The 22,419-nt window shown below is 67.9% G+C and carries 20 protein-coding genes; 3 read left to right on the top strand and 17 right to left on the bottom strand.

What is annotated here, in order from left to right:
- Positions 1–17: 17 nt before the first annotated feature.
- The 10 genes from LIN44_RS04775 to LIN44_RS04730 all read right to left on the bottom strand — a co-directional run bounded on the left by LIN44_RS04775 (position 18) and on the right by LIN44_RS04730 (position 11,583).
- Entirely contained in the window at positions 18–1,424 is a 1,407-nt protein-coding gene (locus LIN44_RS04775) for a formimidoylglutamate deiminase (protein ID WP_227313720.1), read from the bottom strand.
- Positions 1,421–2,674: an imidazolonepropionase gene (gene hutI, locus LIN44_RS04770; protein WP_227313719.1), complete on the bottom strand. Its 1,254-nt coding sequence runs from the start codon at positions 2,672–2,674 to the stop codon at positions 1,421–1,423. Before hutI ends, LIN44_RS04775 begins: the two co-directional genes overlap by 4 nt.
- Entirely contained in the window at positions 2,671–3,273 is a 603-nt protein-coding gene (locus LIN44_RS04765; RefSeq protein ID WP_227313718.1) for a HutD family protein, read from the bottom strand. The genes hutI and LIN44_RS04765 overlap by 4 nt, the downstream gene beginning before the upstream one ends.
- Positions 3,270–4,970 carry a urocanate hydratase gene (gene hutU, locus LIN44_RS04760; RefSeq protein WP_227313717.1) on the bottom strand — a complete coding sequence of 567 codons (1,701 nt, stop codon included), beginning with the start codon at positions 4,968–4,970 and terminating at the stop codon, positions 3,270–3,272. The genes LIN44_RS04765 and hutU overlap by 4 nt, the downstream gene beginning before the upstream one ends.
- Before the next feature lie 206 nt (positions 4,971–5,176).
- A complete protein-coding gene (gene hutH / locus LIN44_RS04755; RefSeq protein ID WP_227313716.1) occupies positions 5,177–6,751 on the bottom strand; it encodes a histidine ammonia-lyase in 1,575 nt (524 codons plus the stop codon).
- Between the two features lie 63 nt (positions 6,752–6,814).
- The gene (gene hutC, locus LIN44_RS04750; RefSeq protein ID WP_227313715.1) at positions 6,815–7,576 is read right to left on the bottom strand and encodes a histidine utilization repressor; all 762 of its coding nucleotides are present in this window, start codon (positions 7,574–7,576) and stop codon (positions 6,815–6,817) included.
- A 6-nt stretch (positions 7,577–7,582) separates the two neighbouring features.
- Positions 7,583–8,362, bottom strand: coding sequence for an ABC transporter ATP-binding protein (locus tag LIN44_RS04745; protein ID WP_012353726.1), 780 nt, complete (start codon positions 8,360–8,362; stop codon positions 7,583–7,585).
- Positions 8,359–9,228, bottom strand: coding sequence for an ABC transporter permease (locus LIN44_RS04740; protein ID WP_227313714.1), 870 nt, complete (start codon positions 9,226–9,228; stop codon positions 8,359–8,361). Before LIN44_RS04740 ends, LIN44_RS04745 begins: the two co-directional genes overlap by 4 nt.
- Positions 9,229–9,256: 28 nt before the next feature.
- Positions 9,257–10,237, bottom strand: coding sequence for an ABC transporter substrate-binding protein (locus LIN44_RS04735; RefSeq protein ID WP_227313713.1), 981 nt, complete (start codon positions 10,235–10,237; stop codon positions 9,257–9,259).
- 308 nt (positions 10,238–10,545) lie between these two features.
- Complete coding sequence (locus LIN44_RS04730; protein WP_227313712.1) at positions 10,546–11,583, bottom strand: NAD-dependent epimerase/dehydratase family protein; 1,038 nt, start codon at positions 11,581–11,583, stop codon at positions 10,546–10,548.
- 9 nt (positions 11,584–11,592) lie between these two features.
- Here LIN44_RS04730 and LIN44_RS04725 point away from each other — a divergent pair, with 9 nt between their 5' ends.
- Positions 11,593–12,651 carry a CDP-6-deoxy-delta-3,4-glucoseen reductase gene (locus LIN44_RS04725; protein ID WP_227313711.1) on the top strand — a complete coding sequence of 353 codons (1,059 nt, stop codon included), beginning with the start codon at positions 11,593–11,595 and terminating at the stop codon, positions 12,649–12,651.
- Between the two features lie 298 nt (positions 12,652–12,949).
- Positions 12,950–14,137: an acetylornithine transaminase gene (locus LIN44_RS04720; RefSeq protein WP_227313710.1), complete on the top strand. Its 1,188-nt coding sequence runs from the start codon at positions 12,950–12,952 to the stop codon at positions 14,135–14,137.
- A gap of 279 nt (positions 14,138–14,416) precedes the next feature.
- On the opposite strand, the gene LIN44_RS04715 is transcribed toward LIN44_RS04720, so the two are convergent.
- From LIN44_RS04715 to LIN44_RS04685, 7 genes are all read right to left on the bottom strand, one after another.
- Positions 14,417–15,133 (bottom strand): ABC transporter ATP-binding protein, encoded by a 717-nt coding sequence (locus tag LIN44_RS04715; protein WP_227313709.1) that lies wholly within the window; start codon positions 15,131–15,133, stop codon positions 14,417–14,419.
- 32 nt (positions 15,134–15,165) lie between these two features.
- Entirely contained in the window at positions 15,166–15,942 is a 777-nt protein-coding gene (locus tag LIN44_RS04710) for an ABC transporter ATP-binding protein (RefSeq protein WP_062801615.1), read from the bottom strand.
- 13 nt (positions 15,943–15,955) lie between these two features.
- The gene (locus LIN44_RS04705; RefSeq protein ID WP_227313708.1) at positions 15,956–17,113 is read right to left on the bottom strand and encodes an ABC transporter ATP-binding protein; all 1,158 of its coding nucleotides are present in this window, start codon (positions 17,111–17,113) and stop codon (positions 15,956–15,958) included.
- A 13-nt stretch (positions 17,114–17,126) separates the two neighbouring features.
- Positions 17,127–18,062 (bottom strand): branched-chain amino acid ABC transporter permease, encoded by a 936-nt coding sequence (locus tag LIN44_RS04700; protein ID WP_227313707.1) that lies wholly within the window; start codon positions 18,060–18,062, stop codon positions 17,127–17,129.
- A 212-nt stretch (positions 18,063–18,274) separates the two neighbouring features.
- Complete coding sequence (locus LIN44_RS04695) at positions 18,275–19,486, bottom strand: branched-chain amino acid ABC transporter substrate-binding protein (RefSeq protein WP_227313706.1); 1,212 nt, start codon at positions 19,484–19,486, stop codon at positions 18,275–18,277.
- Between the two features lie 558 nt (positions 19,487–20,044).
- Entirely contained in the window at positions 20,045–21,010 is a 966-nt protein-coding gene (gene ispH, locus LIN44_RS04690; RefSeq protein WP_227313705.1) for a 4-hydroxy-3-methylbut-2-enyl diphosphate reductase, read from the bottom strand.
- Positions 21,011–21,046: 36 nt separating this feature from the next.
- On the bottom strand, positions 21,047–21,535 hold the full coding sequence (locus LIN44_RS04685; protein WP_227313704.1) for a peptidylprolyl isomerase: 489 nt from the start codon (positions 21,533–21,535) through the stop codon (positions 21,047–21,049).
- Positions 21,536–21,638: 103 nt separating this feature from the next.
- Between LIN44_RS04685 and radC the strand changes: the two genes are divergently transcribed.
- Positions 21,639–22,325: a DNA repair protein RadC gene (radC, locus tag LIN44_RS04680; protein WP_227313703.1), complete on the top strand. Its 687-nt coding sequence runs from the start codon at positions 21,639–21,641 to the stop codon at positions 22,323–22,325.
- The last annotated feature ends 94 nt before the right edge of the window (positions 22,326–22,419 follow it).

Raw genomic sequence — 22,419 nt, 5'->3', positions numbered from 1 at the left:
GGGCGTGCGCCCGGTTTTCAGTCGGCCAGCAAGCTGGCGCGCGCCGCGATAAACAGGCGCCCGGCCTCCGCCTGCAGCGGATGCGCGCCATGCTGCACGCGGCTGCGGCCGGCGGTGCGGACTTCCGCTAGTGTCTCATGGCCGTGGCAGGCGAACACGTGGGTGGCCAGCGCCTGCGGCCCGTCGAGTCCCGCCAGCGTGGGGTGCGCGCCGTCGAGCACCACGAAGTCGGCCTGCTGCCCCACCGCCAGTCCGGCCAGCGCGCGGCCCGAGGCGCGCGCGCCGCCGGCCACCGCTTCCAGGTACAGGCGGTCCGCCACCTGCGCGTGGGTGTCGGACGCCAGCACGTTGCGCCGCTGCAGGCCGAGCCGCTGCCCGTATTCGAACAGCCGCAGTTCCTCCGCCACGCTGACGCTGGCATGGCTGTCCGAGCCGATGCCCCATGCGCCCTGCTGGGCCAGGTAGGGCGCGGCCTCGAACACGCCGTCGCCCAGGTTGGCCTCGGTGGTCGGGCAGATGCCGGCCACCGCGCCGCTGTGCGCCAGGCGCCGGCGTTCGTCCCAGTCCATATGCGTGGCATGCACCAGGCACCAGTGCGCATCGACCTCGACATGATCGAACAGCCACGTCACCGGGCGCGTGCCCGACCACGCGATGCAGTCATCCACTTCCTTCTGCTGCTCGGCGATATGGATATGGACCGGCGCCTGTGCGTCGATCGCGCGCAGTCCCGCCAGCGCATGCAGCAGGCTTGCCTCCGGCACCGCGCGCAGCGAATGCGGCGCCAGCCCGAGGCGCGCGCCGGACTGCGCGCACGCCGGGCGCAGCCGCTCCAGCAGCTTCAGCATCGCATCGGTGTCGTGCAGGAAGCGCCGCTGCCCTTTCAGCGGCGGCTTGCCGCCGAAACCCGCGGTCTGGTACAGCACCGGCAGCAGCGTCATGCCGATGCCGGTGCGCTGCGCCGCGCGCAGCAGCCGCAGCGACATCTCGGCGGCATCGGCATAGGGCCTGCCGCCTTCATCGTGATGCACGTAGTGGAACTCGCACACGCTGGTATAGCCCGCGCGCAGCATCTCGATATAGAGCTGGGTGGCGACCGCTTCCAGCGTGTCGGGCGAGAGCCGCTGCGCAAAGCGGTACATCAGCGTGCGCCAGCTCCAGAACGAATCGGCACCGGCCGGATCGTCGCCCTGCGGGCGGCTGCGGAATTCCGTCAGGCCGGCAAAGCCGCGCTGGAACGCATGCGAATGCAGGTTGGGCATGCCCGGCAACACCGGGCCCGCCGCATTCGGCACGCCGGCGCCGGGTGCGGCCCCGGGCTGCACGGCGGTGAAGCGCCCCGCGTCGTCCCAGGCCAGCAGCACGTCGCGGGCCCAGCCTTCCGGCAGCAGCGCATACGGTGCGAACAGTTGCGTGCCGCTCATGCCGTGGCTCCCGCACAGGCATGGACGCACCCCTGGCGCACCACCGTCGCGACCGGATTGCGGCCGAACCAGTACGCCAGCTCGGCCGGCGAATCGATGTGCCACAGCGCGAAATCGGCAACCCGCCCCGCCGCCAGCCGCCCATGGCGATCGGCGGCGCCCAGCGCGCGTGCCGCGTGCGCGGTAACGCCCGCCAGCGCCTCGGGCACCGTCAGCCGGAACAGCGTGCAGGCCATATTCATCATCAGCAGCAGCGACGTCACCGGCGAGGTGCCGGGGTTGTGGTCGGTCGAGATCGCCATCGGCACGCCGTACTGCCGCAGCAACGCGATCGGCGGCAGGTTGGTGTCGCGCAGGAAGTAGTAGGCGCCCGGCAGCAGCACCGCGACCGTGCCGGCTTCGGCCATCGCGGCCACGCCCGCTTCGTCGAGATGCTCGAGATGGTCGGCCGAGAGCGCGCGGTGCCGTGCCGCCAGCGCGGCGCCGCCGAGGTTGCTGAGCTGCTCCGCATGCAGCTTGACGCGCAGCCCGTGGCGCGCGGCGGCGTCGAACACCCGTTCCGTCTGCGCGATCGAGAAACCGATCGACTCGCAGAAGGCATCGACGGCATCGACCAGGCCTTCGCCGGCCAGCGCCGGCAGCATGGTGTTGCAGACCAGGTCGATATAGTCGTCGGCACGGCCCGCGTATTCCGGCGGCAGCGCGTGCGCGCCGAGGAAGGTGGTGTAGACCGAGATGCCGAAGTGCTCGCCCAGCCGGCGCGCCACGCGCAGCTGCTTGCGTTCGGCTTCCAGGTTCAGCCCGTAGCCGGACTTGATCTCGACGGCGGTGACGCCCTCGGCCAGCAGCGGCCGCAGGCGTGCCGCGGCCTGCGCGAACAGCGTGTCTTCGTCGGCGCTGCGCGTCGCGCGCACCGTCGAGACGATGCCGCCGCCGGCGCGCGCGATCTCTTCATAGCCGGCGCCGGCCAGGCGCATGGCGAATTCGTCGGCGCGCTGGCCGCCGTAGACCAGGTGCGTGTGGCAATCGACCAGCCCCGGCGTGATCCAGGCACCGTTGGCGTCATGGCGCGGTGCGCCGCGCCAGGCCTCGGGCAGCTCCGCCGCTGCGCCGAGCCAGGCGATGCGTCCGTGCTCGACCACCAGCGCGGCATCGCGAATCGCCTGCGCAGGATCGCCATCGGGCAGCAGGTGGCAGTGGTGCCAGACGCCATCCGCGCTGGGTGCGGACGGCAAGGAAGTCGGTGTCATTGGCCAGGCTCCATCTCGAGGGTGACGCACAGGCACAGGGCCGCGTCACCGTCAGGTTCAAACGCGTGCGTCGAGGCGGGAGCGGCCGCGCGCGACAGCGCCCCTTCGCCCGGCTGCAGCCGCAGGGCATCGCCCTGCGCCTGCCAGGTACCGCTGATGGCCAGCAGGCACAGCATGTGGCTGCCGGTGCTGACCGCAAACCCTGCGCGGAACGCTTCGACGCGCGCGCGGCAGTGTCCGCGCCGCGTCATCACGTTGAAGTCGCGCGTGGCGCCATCGAGCAGCGCCGACTGCAGGCTGGTATCGCCGGAAAACGCGAACGGCTCGCCCACGCTGGCCAGGCGCTGGCTGAAGCTGCCGTCGTCCGCGCGCAAGGTCACGCCCGCGCCGTCGAGCAGCACGATCTGGCGGTCGATGCCGGGAAACGCCGAGAACGGGCCGTCGCGTTCGATATCGGCAACGCTCAGGCGCCACACAAAGTCATCCATGCCCGCACCCGGCGGCCACACCGCGATCTCGCGCGTGTTGCCGCCTCCGTTCTTCCAGCGCGTGGGCGCGATCTCGGCCAGCGCAAACGGCTCGAATGGCGCGGCACTCATACGCCCTTCACCATCGGCAGGTCCAGGCCCTTTTCGTGCGCGCAGGCGATGGCGAGGTCATAGCCGGCGTCGGCATGGCGCATCACGCCGGTGGCCGGATCGTTCCACAGCACGCGCTCGATGCGCTTTGCCGCCGCATCGGTGCCGTCGCAGACGATCACCACGCCGGCGTGTTGCGAGAAGCCCATGCCGACCCCGCCGCCATGGTGCAGGCTGACCCAGGTGGCGCCGCCGGCGGTGTTCAGCAGGGCGTTCAGCAGCGGCCAGTCCGACACCGCGTCGGAGCCATCGCGCATCGCTTCGGTCTCGCGGTTGGGCGACGCCACCGAGCCGCAGTCCAGATGATCGCGCCCGATCACCACCGGCGCCTTCAGCTCGCCCGACTTCACCATCTCGTTGAAGGCCAGTCCGGCGCGGTGGCGCTCGTCCAGCCCCACCCAGCAGATCCGCGCCGGCAGGCCCTGGAAGGCGATGCGGTCGTGCGCCATGTCGAGCCAGCGATGCAGGTGCTTGTCCTCGGGGAACAGTTCCTTCATCTTGGCGTCGGTCTTGTAGATATCCTCGGGATCGCCGGACAGCGCCACCCAGCGGAACGGGCCCTTGCCGCGGCAGAACAGCGGGCGGATATAGGCCGGCACGAAACCGGGGAAATCGAAAGCGTTCTGCACGCCTTCGTCGAACGCGACCTGGCGGATGTTATTGCCGTAGTCGACCGTCGGCACGCCCATCTTCTGGAAGTCGAGCATGGCCTGCACGTGCCTGACGATGGACGGGCGCGCGGCGGCTTCCACCGACTTGGGGTCGTGCTGGCGCGCATGCTCCCACTGCGCGACGGTCCAGCCTTGCGGCAGGTAACCATTGACCAGGTCGTGCGCCGAGGTCTGGTCGGTGACGATATGCGGGCGCATGCCGCCGGCCTGCGCGCGCTTTGCCAGTTCCGGCACGATGTCGGCGGCGTTGCCGAGCAGGCCCACCGAGATCGCCTCCTTCCTTGCCGTGGCGTCGGCGATCATCGCCAGCGCCTCGTCGAGCGTGGTGGCCTTCTTGTCGAGATAGCGCGTGCGCAGGCGGAAGTCGATGCGCGATTCCTGGCATTCGATCGCCAGCACGCAAGCGCCCGCGAGCACGCCGGCCAGCGGCTGCGCGCCGCCCATGCCGCCCAGGCCCGCGGTCAGGATCCACTTGCCCGACAGGTCGCCGCCGTAGTGCTGGCGACCGGCCTCGACAAAGGTTTCGTAGGTGCCCTGCACGATGCCCTGCGTGCCGATGTAGATCCACGAGCCCGCGGTCATCTGGCCGTACATCATCAGGCCGGCGCGATCGAGCTCGTTGAACTTGTCCCATGTGGCCCAGTGCGGCACCAGGTTGGAGTTGGCGATCAGCACGCGCGGCGCGTCCGGGTGCGTGCGGAACACGCCCACCGGCTTGCCCGACTGCACCAGCAGCGACTCGTCTTCACCGAGGCGGCGCAGGCTGTCGAGGATGGCGTCGAAGCATTCCCAGTTGCGCGCGGCCTTGCCGATGCCGCCGTACACCACCAGGTCCTGCGGCCGCTCGGCCACGTCGGGGTCCAGGTTGTTCTGGATCATGCGGTAGGCGGCTTCGATCAGCCAGTTCTTGCAGTGCAGCTGGGTGCCGCGCGGCGCGCGGATCTCGCGCCGGCCGCGTTGCAGGGATTGGGTTTCGGGAGCGTTCATGGGTTGTTCTCCTTTTGGGATGGCGCTGGTGGCGCGATCGATTCCTGTTGCCACTTGATGCGTGATGGGGAGCGGATGCGCTGGCCCTCACCCCCGGCCCCTCTCCCGCGCGCGGGAGAGGGGAGCAAACCGCTGGCCTCTCCAACACTGTCTGGGGTCTCCCCTCTCCCGCTTGCGGGAGAGGGGCGGGGGAGAGGGCCGGCGTGTCAGGCAGCGTTGGTCGGCAAAATTGCCCGGACGGCGGCAGGCCACCCCGCCCCCGCATCCCCCTGCACCACCCACTGCTTCATCGCTTCAATATCCGGCGCCAGGTAGCGGTCGCCTTCGACAAAATCCACCCGCGCACGGATGCGGGCCAGTTCCTGCTCGACCAGCGGCGACGACTTCAGCGGCCGGTGGAATTCGATGCCCTGCGCCGCGGCCATCGCCTCGATGCCGACCACCACCGCGGTGTTGGCCGCCATCTCGCCCAGCCGGCGCGCGCCGTAGGTGGCCATCGACACATGGTCTTCCTGGTTGGCCGAGGTCGGCAGGCTGTCGACGCTGGACGGATGCGCCAGCGATTTGTTTTCCGAGGCCAGCGCGGCGGCGGTCACCTGCGCGATCATGAAACCCGAATTCAGGCCGCCGTCGCGCACCAGGAACGGCGGCAGGCCGGACAGGCCGGTATCGAGCAGCAACGCCAGCCGGCGCTCGGAGATCGCGCCGATCTCGGCGATCGCCAGCGCGATGATGTCGGCGGCGAAGGCCACCGGCTCGGCGTGGAAGTTGCCGCCGGAGACCACGTCGCCCTGCTCGGAGAACACCAGCGGGTTGTCCGAGGCCGCATTGGCTTCGATCTGCAGGATGCGCGCGGCATGCTGCAGGTTGTCCAGGCACGCGCCCATCACCTGCGGCTGGCAGCGGATCGAATACGGGTCCTGCACGCGGCCGCAGGCCTTGTGCGAGTCGACGATCTCGCTGCCGTCCAGCATCGCACGCACCGCGCCGGCGACGGCAATCTGGCCGGCCTGGCCGCGCGCGGCATGGATGCGGGCGTCGAACGGCTTGACCGAGCCCTTGATCGCCTCCAGCGACAGCGCGCCGGCGACCAGGCCCGCGGCAAACGCGTCTTCGGCGGCGAACAGCCCGGCCAGCGCCAGCGCGGTCGACACCTGGGTGCCATTGAGCAGCGCCAGCCCTTCCTTCGGGCCCAGTTCGAAGGCCTGCAGGCCGGCATGGGCCAGGCCCTCGGCGGCCGGCACGCGCTTGCCGTCGACCAGCACCTCGCCCACGCCGATCAGCGTGCACGACATATGCGCCAGCGGCGCCAGGTCGCCCGAGGCGCCGACCGAGCCCTTGGCGGGAATGCACGGCGTCACGCCATGGTTGACCAGCGCCAGCAGCGCCTCGATCAGTTCGGGACGCACGCCGGAATGGCCCCGCGCCAGGCTGACGGCCTTGGTAGTCAGGATCAGCCGCACCGTATCCTCGGCCAGGTCCGGGCCGGTGCCGACGCTGTGCGACAGCACCAGGTTGCGCTGCAGCTGCGCCAGCTTGTCGTGCGGGATGCGGCTTTGCGCCAGCTTGCCGAAGCCGGTGTTGATGCCGTAGACCACGGCGTCGGCGTCGATGATGTCCTGCACCGTGGCCTGCGCGGCGCGCACGCCGGACCAGGCGGAATCGGCCATGGCCAGGCGCACTTCGCCACGGTAGATGCGGCGCAGGTCGGCCAGGGTGACGTGGCCCGGCTGCAGGGTCAGCAGCGGGCGGGAGGCTTGGTCGTGTTGGCTCGCAGTCATTGTATGTTCCTGTCTATACAGCTTAGGATAAAAATTGGACCAAAGGCCGATCCCACCAGGGAATCAGCCGAAAGCGGGATTGCCGTCGGCGCGGAAGCGGCTGCCGAGGCGATAGCGGTTGCCCGGGTGCAGGCAACGCACAAAGGTCACCGGCACGCCGTTGGTCCAGGTGCGGCGCGTCAGCATCAGGCAGGCCTGCGTGGGCGGCATTTCCAGCTGCGCGGCCTGCTCCGGCGTGGCGGCGATGGCGTCGACCACATGCTCGACCTGATCGTAGGGCACGTGGCGCAGCAGGTATTCGCCGGGCTGGGTCTCGCTGAAATCCTGGTTGATGAAATCGGGCGCCACGCGCGGATTGACGTAGCGGTCCTCCAGCTGTACCGGCACGCCGTCCTCGCGGTGTACGCACACGGAGTGGAACACCGACTCGCCGGTGCGCAGCTCCAGCGCCGCGGCCACCTCGATCGACGCCGAGACCCGCTCCACCAGGATCACGTCGCAGGCGTAGTCATGCCCGCGCATGCGGATCTCGTCCTGCAGGTTGACCACCGACAGCAGCGTCGACTGCGGCTTGTGCTCGGCGACGAAGGTGCCAACGCCGGCCACGCGCACCACCCGGCCCTGCTCCTGCAGCTCGCGCAGCGCCCGGTTGACGGTCATGCGCGAGACGCCGAAGCGGTTCACCAGTTCCTGCTCCGACGGCACCCGGTCGCCCGGCTGCCACGCGCCGCTCTGGATCTGGCGGGCGATGTACTCCTTCACCTGCTGGTAGAGCGCGGTGGGAGAGGCAGAAGCGGAAGTCGGGGTGCCGGCGGCGTGGTTCATAAGGTCTTAGTGCTCGGCCGCGGCCATGGCCTCGGCGCGGATTTCCTCGGTCAGCCGCGCCTTGAGCGCGGAGAACTCCGGCGTGGTCTTGATCGTGTAATGGCGCGGATGCGGGAAATCGACCGCGATCTCGCTCTTGATCCGACCCGGCCTGGCGGAAAACACCGCCACCCGGTTGGCCATGAAGATGGCCTCGTCGATATCGTGGGTCACGAATAATACCGTCTTGCGCGACGCCTCCCAGATGCCCAGCAGCAGCTCCTGCATCAGCACGCGGGTCTGGTTGTCGAGCGCGCCGAAGGGCTCGTCGAGCAGCAGGATCTTGGGGTCGTTGGCCAGCGCGCGCGCGATCGCGGTGCGCTGCTGCATGCCGCCGGACAGCTGCTTGGGGAAATGATGCTCGAAGCCGCGCAGCCCGACGCGCTGGATGAAGAAATCGCTGCGCTCTTTCTGCTCGGCCGCGCTCATGCCGCGCTCGCGCAGGCCGAAGCGCACGTTCTGCTCGATCGTCAGCCACGGGAACAGCGTGTACGACTGGAACACCATGCCGCGGTCCGCGCCGGGCGCGAACACCGGCTGGCCGTCGAGCAGCACGCGCCCGCTGGTCGGCGTATCCAGGCCCGCGACGATGCGCAGCAGCGTCGACTTGCCGCAGCCCGACGGACCGAGGATGGTGACGAAGTCGTTGTCGCGCACTTCGAAATCGACCGGCTGCAGCGCCAGCGTCTGGCCGCCGCGCGGGTTGGAGAAGGTCCGCGAGACCTGCTGGATGGACAGTGCGCTCATTGGATCGAACTCCACGGGAACAGGCGCTGGTTGGCGCGCTTGAAGACAAGGTCCGAGACCAGGCCGATGCAGCCGATCACGATAATGCCGAAGATGATCTGCCCGGTATTGAGCAGCGCCTGGCTGTCGGTGATCATGTGCCCGATGCCCGACGACGAGCCGATCAGCTCGGCCACGATCACGTAGGTCCAGGCCCAGCCCAGCACCAGCCGCAGGATCTCGGCGATTTCCGGCGCCGCGCCCGGGATCAGCACGCGCCGCACGATGCCGGCGCTGTTGGCGCCCAGCGTGTACGCGGCCTCGACCAGGTCCTTGCGCGCGCCGCCGACCGCCACCGCCACCATCAGCACGATCTGGAAGAACGAGCCGATGAAGATCACCAGCAGCTTCTGGGTCTCGCCGATGCCGGCCCACAGGATCAGCAGCGGGATGAAGGCCGACGCCGGCAGGTAGCGGCAGAACGAGACAAAGGGCTCGAAGAAGGCCTCGGCCGCCTTGTACGCGCCCATGAAGATGCCCAGCGGCACCGCGATCACCGCCGCCAGCACGAAGCCGCCGACCACGCGCCACACCGTCATGCCGATGTCGCCGATGAAGTTGTACTCGGTGAACAGGGTCAGGCCTTCCCTGGCCATGGTCATCGGATCGGCCAGGAACGTGCGGGGCACGAAGCCGCCCAGCGTCACCACGGCCCACACGCCGAAGAACAGCACGAAGAAGGACAGGCCCAGCATCCAGCGGGTGTTGGGCGCCACCGGCACCAGCGGCGCCAGCCACGGATGGCGCCGGCGCACCGGCGCTTCCCCGGCGGCGGGGGCCGCCACGGCGGCGGCCGGGGCGGGTGAACCAATACGGGCTTGCGTCATGACGTCACGCCTCCTGAGAGCTGCCGGGTTACTTGAGGAAACGCGCGTCGTACAGCTTGGTCACGTCCGGCACCTGGCGGATCACGCCGATGTCCAGCAGCACCGCGGCCGCTTCCTTGCTGAAGCTGGCCAGCTCGCCGTCGAAGAACTTCTTGTTGGCCTCGCGGTCCTGCCAGCGCAGGTAGGCCGACGACTTGGCGAACTGCTCGCCGGTCTGCTTGACCGCCGCGCCCATGATGTCGTTGGCCTTGGCCGGCTCCTTGCGGATCATCTCGAGCGCCTCGAAGTAGCTGTCGACCAGCGCCTGCGCGGCCTTGGGATTGTCCTTGAGCCACTTGGGCGCGCAGCCGAGCGTGTCGGTCACCATCGGATAGTCGAGCGTGGTCGCCAGGATCTTGCCCTTGTCCGGGTTCTGGCGCACCGTCGACAGGTACGGCTCATAGGTCATCGCGCCGTCGTTCTGCCCTGCCACGAAAGCCTGCGCCGCGGCCTGCGGCGACAGCGTGGTGGTCTTCACGTCCTTGAGCGACATGCCGTTCTTCTTCAGCATCCAGGCCAGCCCGAAGTACGGCGCGGTGCCCGGCGCATCGACGCCGATGGTCTTGCCCTTCAGGTCGGCAAAGCTCTTCACGTCGGCGCGCACGGCGAGGCCGTCGGCGCCGTAGGACTTGTCGAGCTGCACGATCTGGGTAATGGGCACGCCATTGGCATTCCAGGCCACATGGGTTTCCACGGTGGTCGCCGCGCACTGGATCGCGCCGGAGGCCAGCGCCAGGTGGCGGTCCTTCTGCGGAATCATCTTGATCTCGACGTCGACGCCGTGCTTCTTGAAGATGCCCGCCTTGTCGGCCAGCGTCAGCGGCGCAAAGCCGGTCCAGCCGCTCATGCCCAGCGTCACCGGCGTGTTCTGCGCCTGCGCCGCGCCGGCCGCCAGGGCCGCGGCCAGCACCGTCGCCAGCATTGCCACCCGCCCTGCCACCCGACCGCGAAACCTGCTTGGATTCCTCATCTGTACGCTCCTTTGGTGTGTCCGTCGACGGCAGGCCATGCGTGTGGCCGTGCTCGTTTTCGGGCATTAAACAATGCCTGTATATACAAGTCAACGTAGGGCTTCCACCAAGCAACCAGACGGATAATCGCCTTAAAAAGCGCATTCCATTGCGGAACCCGCGTTCAGGCGATGCACCGTCCTGGGCCCAGGCGGGAACCGCCGGCACCAGTCAGGCGCGTGAAAAGTGTTGCTGTATAGACAGGAACCAGAAGACGCCGTGGGGCAGCAAGCCCCGTGCCAGCGGCACGGGGACGAAGCCGGAGCAATCAGCCGAAGAAGTCGGCGACGGTGGGATAGCGCAGCCGCAGGCGCAGCTCGCGCTTGAGCCGGCGGTTGTCGAGCCGGCGCGACTCGCTCATGAAGCTCAGCAGGGTCTTGTCGATCACCTGGAGCGCCTCGCCGCGCGTGATGCGCGGCGGACGCGGCAGCCCGCGGCGCTCGGCGACGAGGTCGAAGTAGTCCGCCATGCGCAGCTCGGTATCGTCGCTGGCATGGACCACGCGCTGCGGGCGGCCGCGGAACAGCGCGGCCACCATGATGCGGGCGAGGTCGTCGGCATGGATGTGGCTGGTGTAGACGTCGTCCTGCGGCACCAGCGCCGGCGTGCCGCGCTTGAGCCGCGCCAGCGGCAGCCGGTCCTCGGCGTAGATGCCGGGGATGCGCACCACGCTGGCGCGCCAGCCGGCGTCGCGGCCGAAGGCGCGCACCGCCTGCTCGGCGGCAACGCGGCGGCGCGCGCGCGCGGTCTGCGGCCGCACTGCATGGAACTCGGCCACGCGCGCGCCCTGGCGGTCGCCGTAGACGCCGGTGGTGCTGGCGTAGACAAACGCAGCGCGGGGCCGGGAACGGTCGGGTAGAATGGCGGGCTCGCCGGGCAGCGTGCCGGCAGCCGTCCCGGCACGGCGCCACGCGGCCCGGCGCCATGTGGTCCGGCGCAATATGGCGAGCAGTGCACGCGTGCGCGGATCGCCTTCGCCCTGCCCGGGTGGCGGCGCCAGGTCCAGCACGCGCGTGGCCAGCCCGCGCAGCCGTGCCAGCGTGGCCGGCCGGTCCAGGTCCGCCACCAGCGGCACCGCGCCGGCGGCACGCAGTTCGGCGCGGCGTGCCGGCTGCGACGTCACGGCGAAGACACGCATGCGCGACGACAGGATACGCAGGCAGCGCGTCCCCACATCCCCGCAGCCGACGATCAGCAGGCGCGGGCGGCCCAGCCGGCGCGATGGCGCCGGCAGCCGAGGCGCTTGCGTTGGTTGCGCCGGTTGCGGGAATCGCGCGGGCTGCAGCTTCGACAGAATTTGGCTCATAGACCGATTATGGCTTATCAAGTAACCGTCATGCCCAGCGGCCACAAGTTTGAAGTGGCCGCGGACGAAACCATCCTCGGCGCGGCCCTGCGCCACAGCATCGGGCTGCCGTACGGCTGCAAGAACGGCGCCTGCGGGTCGTGCAAGGGCCGCGTGCTCGAAGGCAGCATCGTGCAGGGCGACCATGCCCCGGCGGCGCTGACCGCGCAGGAGAAGACCGAGGGCCGCGCGCTGTTCTGCTGCGCCAATGCCGCCTCGGACATCACCATCGAATGCCGCGAAGTCCACGGCGCCGGCGACATCCCGATCAAGAAGGTGCCGTGCCGCGTGACCTCGCTCGAGCGCCTGGCCGACGACGTGATCGCGATCAAGCTGCAGCTGCCGGCGACCGAGCGCATGCAGTACCTGGCCGGCCAGTACGTCGAATTCCTGCTGCGCGACGGCAAGCGCCGCAGCTATTCGATCGCCACGCCGCCGCACGAGGACGGCCCGATCGAACTGCACATCCGCCATATGCCGGGCGGCGCCTTCACCGACTACGTGTTCGGCGCGAAGGAAGGCCAGCCGGCCATGAAAGAGCGCGACATCCTGCGCTTCGAAGGCCCGCTGGGCAGCTTCTTCCTGCGCGAGGAATCGGAAGCGCCGATCATCCTGCTGGCTTCCGGCACCGGCTTCGCCCCGATCAAGGCCATCGTCGAGCATGCCGCCTATACCGGCATCAAGCGTCCGATGACGCTGTACTGGGGCGGCCGCCGGCCCAAGGACCTGTACATGCATGCGCTGGCCGAGCAGTGGGCGCGCGAGCTGCCCAACTTCCAGTACGTGCCGGTGGTGTCCGACGCGCAGCCGGAAGACAACTGGCAGGGCCGCACCGGCTTCGTCCACCAGGCGGTGATCGCCGACTTCCCCGACCTGTCGGGCCACGAGGTCTACGCCTGCGGCGCGCCGGTGATGATCAACGCCGCGCGCACCGACTTTACCCGCCAGTGCCAGCTGCACGAAGACGCGTTCTTCGCCGACTCGTTCACCTCCGAGGCCGACATGCACGCGGCCACGCCGGCGGCCTGAGGGCCGCCCGCGAGCCGTTCCGCCAGCGCAACAATGCCCGGGCCCGCCAAAATTGGTTTTGACACCCGGGCCCGTGCGCCTTATATTTGCCCGCATGCACACGACCTTCAACCGACGCCGCAGCTTCCGTACGTCGCTCCCCGCTGGGGTGCCGCGCGGCTGACCGTCGACTGCGTCTGTTCATGTCAACGAGCCACGGGCAACCCCCGTGGCTTTTTGTTTTTGTTTTTGTTTTCGTTCCTGTTGCGTCTTTCGCGCCCGTCCGTCCATCGTTACACGCCGACCCCTGGAGTCCGCCATGGCATTTGCTGAGTATCCCGTCCAATCCCTGATGTACATCACCAACCGCCCCGAGCTCGTGTTTACCGAAGGCAAGGGCTCCTGGCTGACGGATCACAACGGCAAGCGCTACCTGGACTTCGTGCAGGGCTGGGCGGTGAACTGCCTGGGCCATTCCAACCAGGGCATGATCGACGCCCTGGTGGCCCAGTCGCACAAGCTGATCAACCCCAGCCCGGCCTTCTACAACGAGCCGATGCTGAAGCTGGCCAAGCAGCTGACCGACCACAGCTGCTTCGACAAGGTCTTCTTCGCCAACAGCGGCGCCGAGGCCAACGAAGGCGCGATCAAGCTGGCGCGCAAATGGGGCCGCAAGCACAAGGACGGCGCCTTCGAGATCATCACCATGGACCACAGCTTCCATGGCCGCACGCTCGCCACCATGAGCGCGTCGGGCAAGGCCGGCTGGGACACCATCTTCGCGCCGCAGGTGCCGGGCTTCCCGCGCGCCGAGCTGAACGACCTGGCCTCGGTCGAGCAGCTGATCACCGACAAGACCGTCGGCATCATGCTGGAGCCGGTGCAGGGCGAAGGCGGCGTGATCCCGGCCACGCGCGAGTTCATGCAAGGGCTGCGCGCGCTCGCCGACAAGCACAAGCTGCTGCTGATCGTCGATGAAGTGCAGGCCGGCTGCGGCCGCTGCGGCACGCTGTTCGCCTACGAGCTGGCGGGCGTCGAGCCGGACATCATGACGCTGGGCAAGGGCATCGGCGGCGGCGTGCCGCTGTCGGCGCTGCTGTGCAAGGCCGAGGTGGCCAGCTTCGAGGCCGGCGACCAGGGCGGCACCTACAACGGCAACCCGCTGATGACCGCGGTCGGCAGCGCCGTGATCGAGCAGCTGACCGCGCCCGGCTTCCTCGACGACGTCAAGGCCAAGGGTGAGTACCTGAGGGAACAGCTGCTGGCGCTGTCGGCCGAGTTCGGCCTCGGCGGCGAACGCGGCGAAGGCCTGCTGCGCGCGCTGCTGCTGGGCAAGGACATCGGCCCGCAGCTGGTGGAAGAAGCGCGCGACATGGCCCCGCAGGGCCTGCTGCTGAACGCGCCGCGCGCCAACCTGCTGCGCTTCATGCCGGCGCTGAACGTCACGCGCGAAGAGATCGACCAGATGATCGGCATGCTGCGCACGCTGCTGAAGAAGCTGGCCTGAGCAAAAAAGGCCTCGCGCGCGGCGAGGCCTGAGGGCTGCGGCAAACCTTGCATGCTGCCGGTTTGCTCCCCTCTCCCGCGTGCGGGAGAGGGGTGGGGGTGAGGGCCGGTGCTTGCCAGCGCTACGAGCTTTTAAAAACCGTTGGGCCTGCTTGATGTGGTTCCCAGCCAGACCACCCCTCACCCCAACCCTCTCCCCATGAGGGGAGAGGGAGAACACCTTGCTTAGGCCAGTTCGAGCGGCTTTGGAGCACCCAAATCCGCTCGATCCTGCTGGCCTTTACTCACCCAGATACGCCGCCCGCACCTTGGGATCGTCCAGCATCTGGCTGGCCTCTCCGCTCATGGTGATCAGGCCGGACTCCATCACGTAGCCGCGGTGCGCCGCCTGCAGCGCCAGGCGCGCATTCTGCTCGACCAGCAGCACGGTCACGCCCTGCGCCGAGATGTCGCGCACGACCTCGAAGATCTTCTCCACCATGATCGGCGACAGACCCATCGACGGTTCGTCCAGCAGCAGCACCTTGGGCTGGCTCATCAGCGCGCGCGCCATCGCCAGCATCTGCTGCTCGCCGCCGGACATGGTGCCCGCGAGCTGGTTGGCGCGCTCCTTCAGGCGCGGGAAGATGCCGAACATGCGCTCGACGTCGGCCTTGATGCCGGCCTCGTCGTTGCGCGTGTAGGCGCCCATCTGCAGGTTCTCGGTGATGGTCATGCGCGCGAACACGCCGCGGCCTTCCGGCACCATCGCCAGGCCCTGCTTGAGCAGCGCGTAGCTGGGCACGCCCTTGATCGACTTGCCCATGTATTCCACGTCGCCGCCGACCCAGCCCTGCAGGCCGGTGATGGCCTTCATGGTGGTGGTCTTGCCGGCGCCGTTGGCGCCGATCAGCGTGACCAGCTCGCCGTCGCGGATTTCCAGGTCGATGCCCTTGACGGCCTGGATGCCGCCGTAGGCAACCTTCAGGCCGGAGATCTTCAGTACTGTCTGTTTCATTGCAGGCTGATTCATTACGTCCGCTCCCGCCATCAGTGCGCCGAGGTGCCGAGGTAGGCCTCGATCACCGCGGGGTTGTTCTGCACCTCGTGCGGCAGGCCCTGGGCAATCACCTTGCCGTAGTCCAGCACCGTCAGGCGGTTGCACAGCCCCATCACCAGCTTTACGTCGTGCTCGATCAGCAGGATGGTCTTGCCATCGTTCTTGATCTTGTCGAGCAGGCCGCGCAGCTCGACCTTCTCGGTCGCGTTCATGCCGGCGGCGGGTTCGTCCAGCGCCAGCAGCTTGGGCTCGGTCGCCAGCGCGCGCGCGATCTCGAGCCGGCGCTGGTGGCCGTACGACAGGTTGCGCGCGGTGAAGTTGGCGTACTTGCCGATGCCGACGTAGTCGAGCAGGTCATGCGCCATGTCTTCGATGCCCTCTTCCTCGCGCCGCACCGAGGGCGGGCGGAAGATCGCGCCGAACACGCCGGCCTTGGAGCGCACGTGGCGGCCGACCATCACGTTCTCGAGCGCGGTCATGTCGCCGAACAGGCGGATGTTCTGGAACGTGCGCGCAATGCCGGCCTTGGCCACTTCATGCACGGCGGTCGGCTGGTAGGGCTTGCCGCCCAGCACGAACTCGCCCGAATCCGGCGTGTACAGGCCGGTGATCACGTTGAAGAACGTGGTCTTGCCGGCGCCGTTGGGGCCGATCAGCCCGTAGATCTCGCCCGGCTTGATCTGCAGGCCCACATCGGACAGCGCCTGCAGGCCGCCGAAACGCTTGTTGACCCCCTGTACCGACAGGAGGAAATCGTTGTTGCTCATGTCTTCCTCCGGGTTACAGACGGCCGAGGCTGCCCGCGCGGCGCACCACCGGGCGGTCTTCCTTGCGCGGCGACGGCCAGATGCCGGCCGGGCGGTACAGCATCACGCCGACCAGGGCCAGGCCGAACAGCAGCTGGCGCAGCACCTCGGCATCGACGATCACATGGCCGAACAGGCCGGTCTGCATCGGCTCGGCGACCACGCGCAGCAGTTCCTGGAAGCCCACCAGCAGCACGCCGCCCAGGATCACGCCCGGGATATGGCCCATGCCGCCCAGCACCACGATCGCCAGCACGTAGATCGATTCCCACAGCGTGAACGACTCCGGCGAGACGAAGCCCTGGAACGCGCCGAACACCGCGCCCGAGGCGCCGCCGAATGACGCGCCCATGGCAAAGGCCAGCAGCTTGATGTTGCGGGTGTTGATGCCCATCGCCTTGGCGGCGATCTCGTCCTCGCGGATGGCAACCCAGGCGCGGCCGATGCGCGAGGTCTGCAGGCGCAGGCACACGAACACGATCACGATGACCAGGAACACCAGCAGGTAGTAGTACATGAACACCGGCGAGAACTTGAGCCCGAAGATCTCGTGCGACTTCGAGAAATCGAAACCGAAGATATGCACGGGGTCGACCGCGGTGATGCCCTTGGGACCGTTGGTGATGTTCACCGGGCGGTCCAGGTTGTTCATGAAGATGCGGATGATCTCGCCGAAGCCCAGCGTGACGATGGCCAGGTAGTCGCCGCGCAGCTTGAGCGTCGGCGCGCCCAGCAGCACGCCGAAGGTGGCGGCCACCAGGATCGCCAGCGGCAGCACGAACCACATCGACAGGTGGACGCCGGTCGGGAACAGCTGCTGGATCCACTCGAACTGGTTAGCCAGGTGCGGCGAGCCGAGCAGCGCCATCATGTAGGCGCCGACCGCGTAGAACGCGATATAGCCCAGGTCAAGCAGGCCGGCAAAGCCGACCACGATGTTCAGGCCCAGCGCCAGCATGATGTACAGCAGCGCGAAGTCCAGCACGCGGACCCAGTAGTTGCCGCCCAGGGTCTGGACGATGAACGGTGCGCACAGGGCGACCACCAAAAAGCCGATCAGTGCGGCCAGGGTCTTGGCCGGCACCTTGGTCGGCGCCGCGACGGCGGCCGTGGATGGAATCGGAGTATTCATGGCTTCGCTCTCCTCAGGCGCGATCCGCCACGCGTTCGCCCATGATGCCGGACGGACGGAAGACGAGCACGGTGATCAGTACGATGAAGGCAAAGACATCCTGGTAGTTCGAGCCGAACACGCCGTTGGTCAGGTCGCCGATATAGCCGGCGCCGAGCGCCTCGATCAGGCCCAGCAGCATGCCGCCGACCATGGCGCCCGCCAGGTTGCCGATGCCGCCCAGCACCGCGGCGGTAAACGCCTTCAGGCCGGGGATGAAGCCCATGTAGAAGTGGGCGTTGCCGTAGTTGGTGGCCATCATCACCCCAGCCAGCGCGGCCAGCGTGGCGCCGATCATGAAGGTGGCCGAAATGACGAAATTGGGGTTCACGCCCATCAGGCCGGCCACCTTCTGGTTCTCGGCGGTGGCGCGCATGGCGCGGCCGAGCTTGGTGCGGTTGACCAGGGCCAGCAGGCCGGACATCACCATCACGGCCATGCCGATGATGACCATCTCCTTGCCGGTGATGGTGGCGCCGGTGGCGCCGATGTCGATGGGTTCGGACGGCAGCAGCTGCGGGAACGTCAGCGGGTTGCGCGACCAGATCAGCATGCCCATCGTCTGCAGGATGATGGAGACCCCGATCGCGGTGATCAGCGGTGCCAGCCGTGGCGCATTGCGCAAGGGCCGGTAGGCGACCCGCTCGATGGAATAGGACAGGACCGCGCAGACCGGCATGGCGATCAGCGTGGCGATCACCAGCGTCAGCCATTCAGGCAGGCCGGGGGCGAACTTCTGCAATCCGAGGATGGCTGACAGGGCGGTCAGCGCGCCGATCATCAGCACGTCGCCGTGGGCGAAGTTGATGATCCCGAGAATACCGTAGACCATGGTGTAGCCCAGTGCGATCAGCGCATAAATGCTGCCGAGCACCAGACCGTTCACGATCTGCTGGATAAAGATATCCATGAAAACTCCTGCTTCAGTCCCTGACCTTACGGCATGGTGTGGATGCCGGGGGGACCCTGGTGTGTGATGGGTAACGTTGCGGTGGTTGGTTTGCTGGTGAGCGGCCTGCCCTGCTCCATCCATGGTAAGGATGCTTCTACATTAGGCGAGGCTAAAAAGAACGGCACCGCAAAATACTCACGGTGCCGTTCGGATGGGCCGGTAAGCCCAGATTACATCTTCACGACGTCGAGGACGGACTTCTTCTTGTCCTTGTACTCGTACAGCGTGATGGTGCCTTCCTTCATGTCGCCCTTCTCGTCGAAGGCGATGTTGCCGATCACGCCCTTGTAGTTGGTCTTGGGCATTTCGGCGAGGATGGCAGCCGGTTCGGTCGAGTTGGCGCGCTTCATGGCGTCGACGATGACCATCACCGCGTCATACGTGAACGGCGCGTAGATCTGCACCGGCGCGTTGAAGCGGGCCTGGTAGCGCTTGTCGAAGTCAGCGCCCTGCTCCATGCGCGACAGGGCCAGGCCTGCCTCGGAGCAGATGATGTTGGTCACGGCATCGCCGGCCAGCTCGGCCACCTTGTCGGTGCAGACGCCGTCGCCGCCGACGATCTTGGCGCCGATGCCCAGTTCCTTGGCCTGCTTGGCGAACGGGCCGCCGGTGGCATCCATGCCGCCGTACATGATCACGTCCGGCTTCTTGCCCTTGATCTTGGTCAGGATGGCCTTGAAGTCGGTGGCCTTGTCGTTGGTGGCCTCACGCGCGACCACGTTCACGCCGGCGGCCTTGGCGGTCTTCTCGAACTCGTCGGCCAGGCCCTTGCCGTAGGCGGTGGCATCGTCGACGATCGCCACGCTCTTGGCGTTCAGGGTCTTGGCGGCGTAGTTGGCCAGCGCCGGGCCCTGCTGGGCATCGGTGGCGACCACGCGGTAGGTGGTCTTGAAGCCCTGCTTGGTGTAGTCGGGGTTGGTCGACGACGGCGAGATCTGCACGATGCCGGCATCGCTGTAGATCTTCGAGGCCGGGATCGACACGCCCGAGTTCAGGTGGCCGACCACGGCCACGACCTTGGCGTCTACCAGCTTCTGCGCCACGGCGGTGCCGGTCTTCGGGTCGGCGGCGTCGTCTTCGCCGACCAGTTCCAGCTTGACCTTCTTGCCACCGACTTCCAGGCCGGACTTGTTGACTTCTTCCACGGCCAGGCGGGCGCCGTTTTCGTTGTCCTTGCCAAGGTGCGCAATGCCGCCGGTCAGCGGGGCCGCGTGGCCGATCTTGACGACGGTCTCGCCGCCACCGGCCGCAGGCGCTGCGGGAGCCGCTGCCGCCGGCGCCGAAGAGGCCGGATCCGCCGGCTTGTCTTCCTTCTTGCCGCAAGCTGCGACCAGCGCCACTGCGGCCGCGATCGGCAGAATCTTGGCAAACGTGATTTGCATGAGTGATCTCCTAGGATTCACAAAAACAGGGATTTGCAACGCCTCCCGGACGTTTCCCTGGACCGCCGTTGTTTAGTTTCAATTTGAAACGCGCGCATTGTATCCCCTTTCTTAGTCGATGCAATACGCGACGCAACATCCTTGACGATTTACCGCGCATTTGAGCTAGGGAATTTCCCCAATGCACAGATTGCGGCAATTCCCGCTCACATGACGCGGCCGCCCCTCCTTCTTACAAGAACCGTGCCTGCGGCGCCCGAGGCGGCAAGGAAGCATCGCCGGCACCACCTATATTGCACCATTATTAATTAGGCGTTTCATTTAAATAGAATGGTGCTTCGCTCTAATGTGCAGAATGTAGCGCCGCACCATAATAGGGAAAACCCCAGCCTCGGGGATTACCCTGATTAGTGCCCGGCACGAATCGCGGGCGCGCCGGGCACCGGCAGCGGGCATTATTCCCGGGCCGGCGGACAGCAGAAACAAAAAGGGGCGCCGCAATCGCGGCGCCCCTTTATCGGGCCAGGCACTCAAGCGGCGGGCAAGCCCGCGCAGCGCTCAGGCGGCTGCGCTGGTGGGCAGCAGCCCGCGCGGCAGCGGGAACGCCATGTTTTCTTCGATGCCGTCGAGCGGACGCACCTGGCGCGCACCGAGTTCACGCAGGCGTTCGACGATCGACTGGGCCAGCGCCTCGGGCGCCGAGGCCCCGGCGGTCAGGCCGATGCGGCGCTTGCCGGCGACCCACTCGGGCCGCACCTGCTCGGGCGCGTCCACCATGTAGGCCGGCACGCCCAGGCGCTCGGCCAACTCGCGCAGGCGGTTCGAGTTGGAACTGTTGGGACTGCCCACCACGATCACCACCTCCACCTGCGGCGCCATGAACTTCACCGCGTCCTGGCGGTTTTGCGTGGCATAGCAGATGTCCTGCTTCTTGGGCTCGCGGATCTCGGGGAAGCGCGCCTTGAGCGCGGCCACGATCTCGCGGGTCTCGTCCACCGACAGCGTGGTCTGGGTAACGTAGGCCAGCCGCGACGGATCGGCGATCTGCAGCGTCTGGACATCGCCGACCGACTCCACCAGCACCATGCCGCCGTTGGCCTGCCCCATGGTGCCTTCGACCTCCGGGTGGCCGCGATGGCCGATCATCACGATCTCGCAGCCCTGCGCGCGCAGCTTGCTGACTTCGACATGCACCTTGGTCACCAGCGGGCAGGTCGCATCGAACACGTGCAGGCCGCGCCGGGCGGCGTCTTCGCGCACTTCGCGCGACACGCCATGGGCGCTGAAGATGACGGTGGCACCGGCGGGCACCTCGTCGAGCTCGCGCACGAACACCGCGCCCTTGCGGCGCAGGTCGGCCACCACATAGGCGTTGTGGACGATTTCGTGGCGGACGTAGATGGGGGCGCCGAAGCGCTCGAGCGCGCGCTCGACGATCTCGATGGCGCGGTCCACGCCGGCGCAGAAGCCGCGCGGCTGGGCCATCAGGATTTCTGCGTCGGGGGCGGGGGTCAGGTCGGGCATGCTGCGGTATCCGGACAGGTTCGACGTGGCGACGGTTCAGAGGATGCCAATCAGCTGCACGTCGAACAGGATGGTCTGCCCAGCCAGCGGATGGTTGAAGTCGAACAACGCGGCGGTCTCGCCGATCTCCTTGAGCACGCCGGCGTACTTGCCGCCGCCGGGCGCGTTGAACTCGACCAGGTCACCCGGGCTGTAGTCCTCTTCGAACGAACTGTTCTCGCGCAGCGTGGCCAGCGACACCCACTGCAGCAGTTCGGCGTTGCGCGGGCCGAAGGCGTGCTCCGGCGCCAGCCGGTAGGTCATGCGCTCGCCTTCGGGCATGCCCAGCAGCGCCTGCTCGAGCGTCGGCGCGAACTGGCCCTGGCCCAGCAGCAGCGTGGCGGGCTTCTCTTCGAAGGTGCTGACGACCTCGGTGCCGTTCTCGAGCGCGATGCTGTAGTGCAGGGTCAGGAAGGAGTCGGCCTGGACAGTCTTGCGGCCAGCCGTGCCGCCGTCGGCTTCCGACGCGAAAGTTTGCAAATTCATGGGTGATCAACCAGGGAACAACCCGTATTGTATTCGACTGGCCCATAGCCCGCCGCCCCAGGGCCGCCGGCCCCTGTTCCCGACGCCACTACCCTGGATGCCCATGACCATTGCCAAATGGCCCGCCTGCGAGCGGCCCCGCGAAAAACTGCTGGAAAGCGGCGCTGCCGCCCTGTCTGATGCCGAACTGCTGGCCGTGCTGCTGCGCGTCGGCGCCGCCGGCAAAAGTGCCGTGGACCTGGCACGCGAGCTGCTGCACCGCTTCGGCTCGCTGACCGCCCTGTTCGCGGCCGAGGGCAATGCCCTGTCCGGCGTGCGCGGCATGGGCGCAGCGAAATTCGCCCAGCTGCAGGCCATCCCCGAACTGGCGCGGCGCGCGCTGGCCGAGTCGCTGCGGCTGCCCGCCGGCTTCAACTCCCCGGAGTCGGTACGCGGCTACCTGCGCCTGACCCTGGCACCGCTGCAGCATGAGGTCTTCATGTGCCTGTTCCTGGATCCCGGCAACCGCATGCTCGCCAGCGAGGAGCTGTTCCGCGGCACGCTGACCCGGACCTCGGTGTATCCGCGCGAGGTGGCGCGCCAGGCGCTGGCGCATAATGCGGCCGGCATCATCGTCGCCCACAATCATCCGCGCGGCACCACCGAACCCAGCCAGAGCGACATCCACCTGACGCGCGAACTCGCGCGCACGCTCGACCTGATCGATGTACGGCTGCTCGACCACTTCATCGTCGCGGGACACGAAATCCGCTCGCTGGCGGAATCCTGCGAGCGCCTGCCCGGGCTGTGACGCCTACGCCACGACATGCCCGGAGCGCAACACCCGGCTGCGGCGGAGCACAGAAAGCATTGATCCGCCGGGGGAATCCGGTCTATAATGCCCG

The sequence above is a fragment of the Cupriavidus sp. MP-37 genome, from assembly GCF_020618415.1.
In the GTDB taxonomy this organism is placed as follows: domain Bacteria; phylum Pseudomonadota; class Gammaproteobacteria; order Burkholderiales; family Burkholderiaceae; genus Cupriavidus.
The sequence above is the reverse complement of the archived record's forward strand: the minus strand, read 5'-3'. Positions and strand labels throughout refer to the sequence as shown.

What these genes read in the sequence shown, in the direction of transcription:
- LIN44_RS04715 (WP_227313709.1), bottom strand. Translation starts at nt 15,133, where the DNA reads ATGAAACAGACAGTACTGAAGATCTCCGGCCTGAAGGTTGCCTACGGC.
- LIN44_RS04745 (WP_012353726.1), bottom strand. Translation starts at nt 8,362, where the DNA reads ATGAGCGCACTGTCCATCCAGCAGGTCTCGCGGACCTTCTCCAACCCG.
- LIN44_RS04700 (WP_227313707.1), bottom strand. Translation starts at nt 18,062, where the DNA reads ATGGATATCTTTATCCAGCAGATCGTGAACGGTCTGGTGCTCGGCAGC.
- hutC (WP_227313715.1), bottom strand. Translation starts at nt 7,576, where the DNA reads ATGAACCACGCCGCCGGCACCCCGACTTCCGCTTCTGCCTCTCCCACC.
- hutH (WP_227313716.1), bottom strand. Translation starts at nt 6,751, where the DNA reads ATGACTGCGAGCCAACACGACCAAGCCTCCCGCCCGCTGCTGACCCTG.
- hutI (WP_227313719.1), bottom strand. Translation starts at nt 2,674, where the DNA reads ATGACACCGACTTCCTTGCCGTCCGCACCCAGCGCGGATGGCGTCTGG.
- LIN44_RS04720 (WP_227313710.1), top strand. Translation starts at nt 12,950, where the DNA reads ATGGCATTTGCTGAGTATCCCGTCCAATCCCTGATGTACATCACCAAC.
- LIN44_RS04695 (WP_227313706.1), bottom strand. Translation starts at nt 19,486, where the DNA reads ATGCAAATCACGTTTGCCAAGATTCTGCCGATCGCGGCCGCAGTGGCG.
- radC (WP_227313703.1), top strand. Translation starts at nt 21,639, where the DNA reads ATGACCATTGCCAAATGGCCCGCCTGCGAGCGGCCCCGCGAAAAACTG.
- LIN44_RS04740 (WP_227313714.1), bottom strand. Translation starts at nt 9,228, where the DNA reads ATGACGCAAGCCCGTATTGGTTCACCCGCCCCGGCCGCCGCCGTGGCG.
- LIN44_RS04765 (WP_227313718.1), bottom strand. Translation starts at nt 3,273, where the DNA reads ATGAGTGCCGCGCCATTCGAGCCGTTTGCGCTGGCCGAGATCGCGCCC.
- LIN44_RS04710 (WP_062801615.1), bottom strand. Translation starts at nt 15,942, where the DNA reads ATGAGCAACAACGATTTCCTCCTGTCGGTACAGGGGGTCAACAAGCGT.
- LIN44_RS04685 (WP_227313704.1), bottom strand. Translation starts at nt 21,535, where the DNA reads ATGAATTTGCAAACTTTCGCGTCGGAAGCCGACGGCGGCACGGCTGGC.
- LIN44_RS04705 (WP_227313708.1), bottom strand. Translation starts at nt 17,113, where the DNA reads ATGAATACTCCGATTCCATCCACGGCCGCCGTCGCGGCGCCGACCAAG.
- ispH (WP_227313705.1), bottom strand. Translation starts at nt 21,010, where the DNA reads ATGCCCGACCTGACCCCCGCCCCCGACGCAGAAATCCTGATGGCCCAG.
- LIN44_RS04725 (WP_227313711.1), top strand. Translation starts at nt 11,593, where the DNA reads ATGGCTTATCAAGTAACCGTCATGCCCAGCGGCCACAAGTTTGAAGTG.
- LIN44_RS04730 (WP_227313712.1), bottom strand. Translation starts at nt 11,583, where the DNA reads ATGAGCCAAATTCTGTCGAAGCTGCAGCCCGCGCGATTCCCGCAACCG.
- LIN44_RS04735 (WP_227313713.1), bottom strand. Translation starts at nt 10,237, where the DNA reads ATGAGGAATCCAAGCAGGTTTCGCGGTCGGGTGGCAGGGCGGGTGGCA.
- LIN44_RS04775 (WP_227313720.1), bottom strand. Translation starts at nt 1,424, where the DNA reads ATGAGCGGCACGCAACTGTTCGCACCGTATGCGCTGCTGCCGGAAGGC.
- hutU (WP_227313717.1), bottom strand. Translation starts at nt 4,970, where the DNA reads ATGAACGCTCCCGAAACCCAATCCCTGCAACGCGGCCGGCGCGAGATC.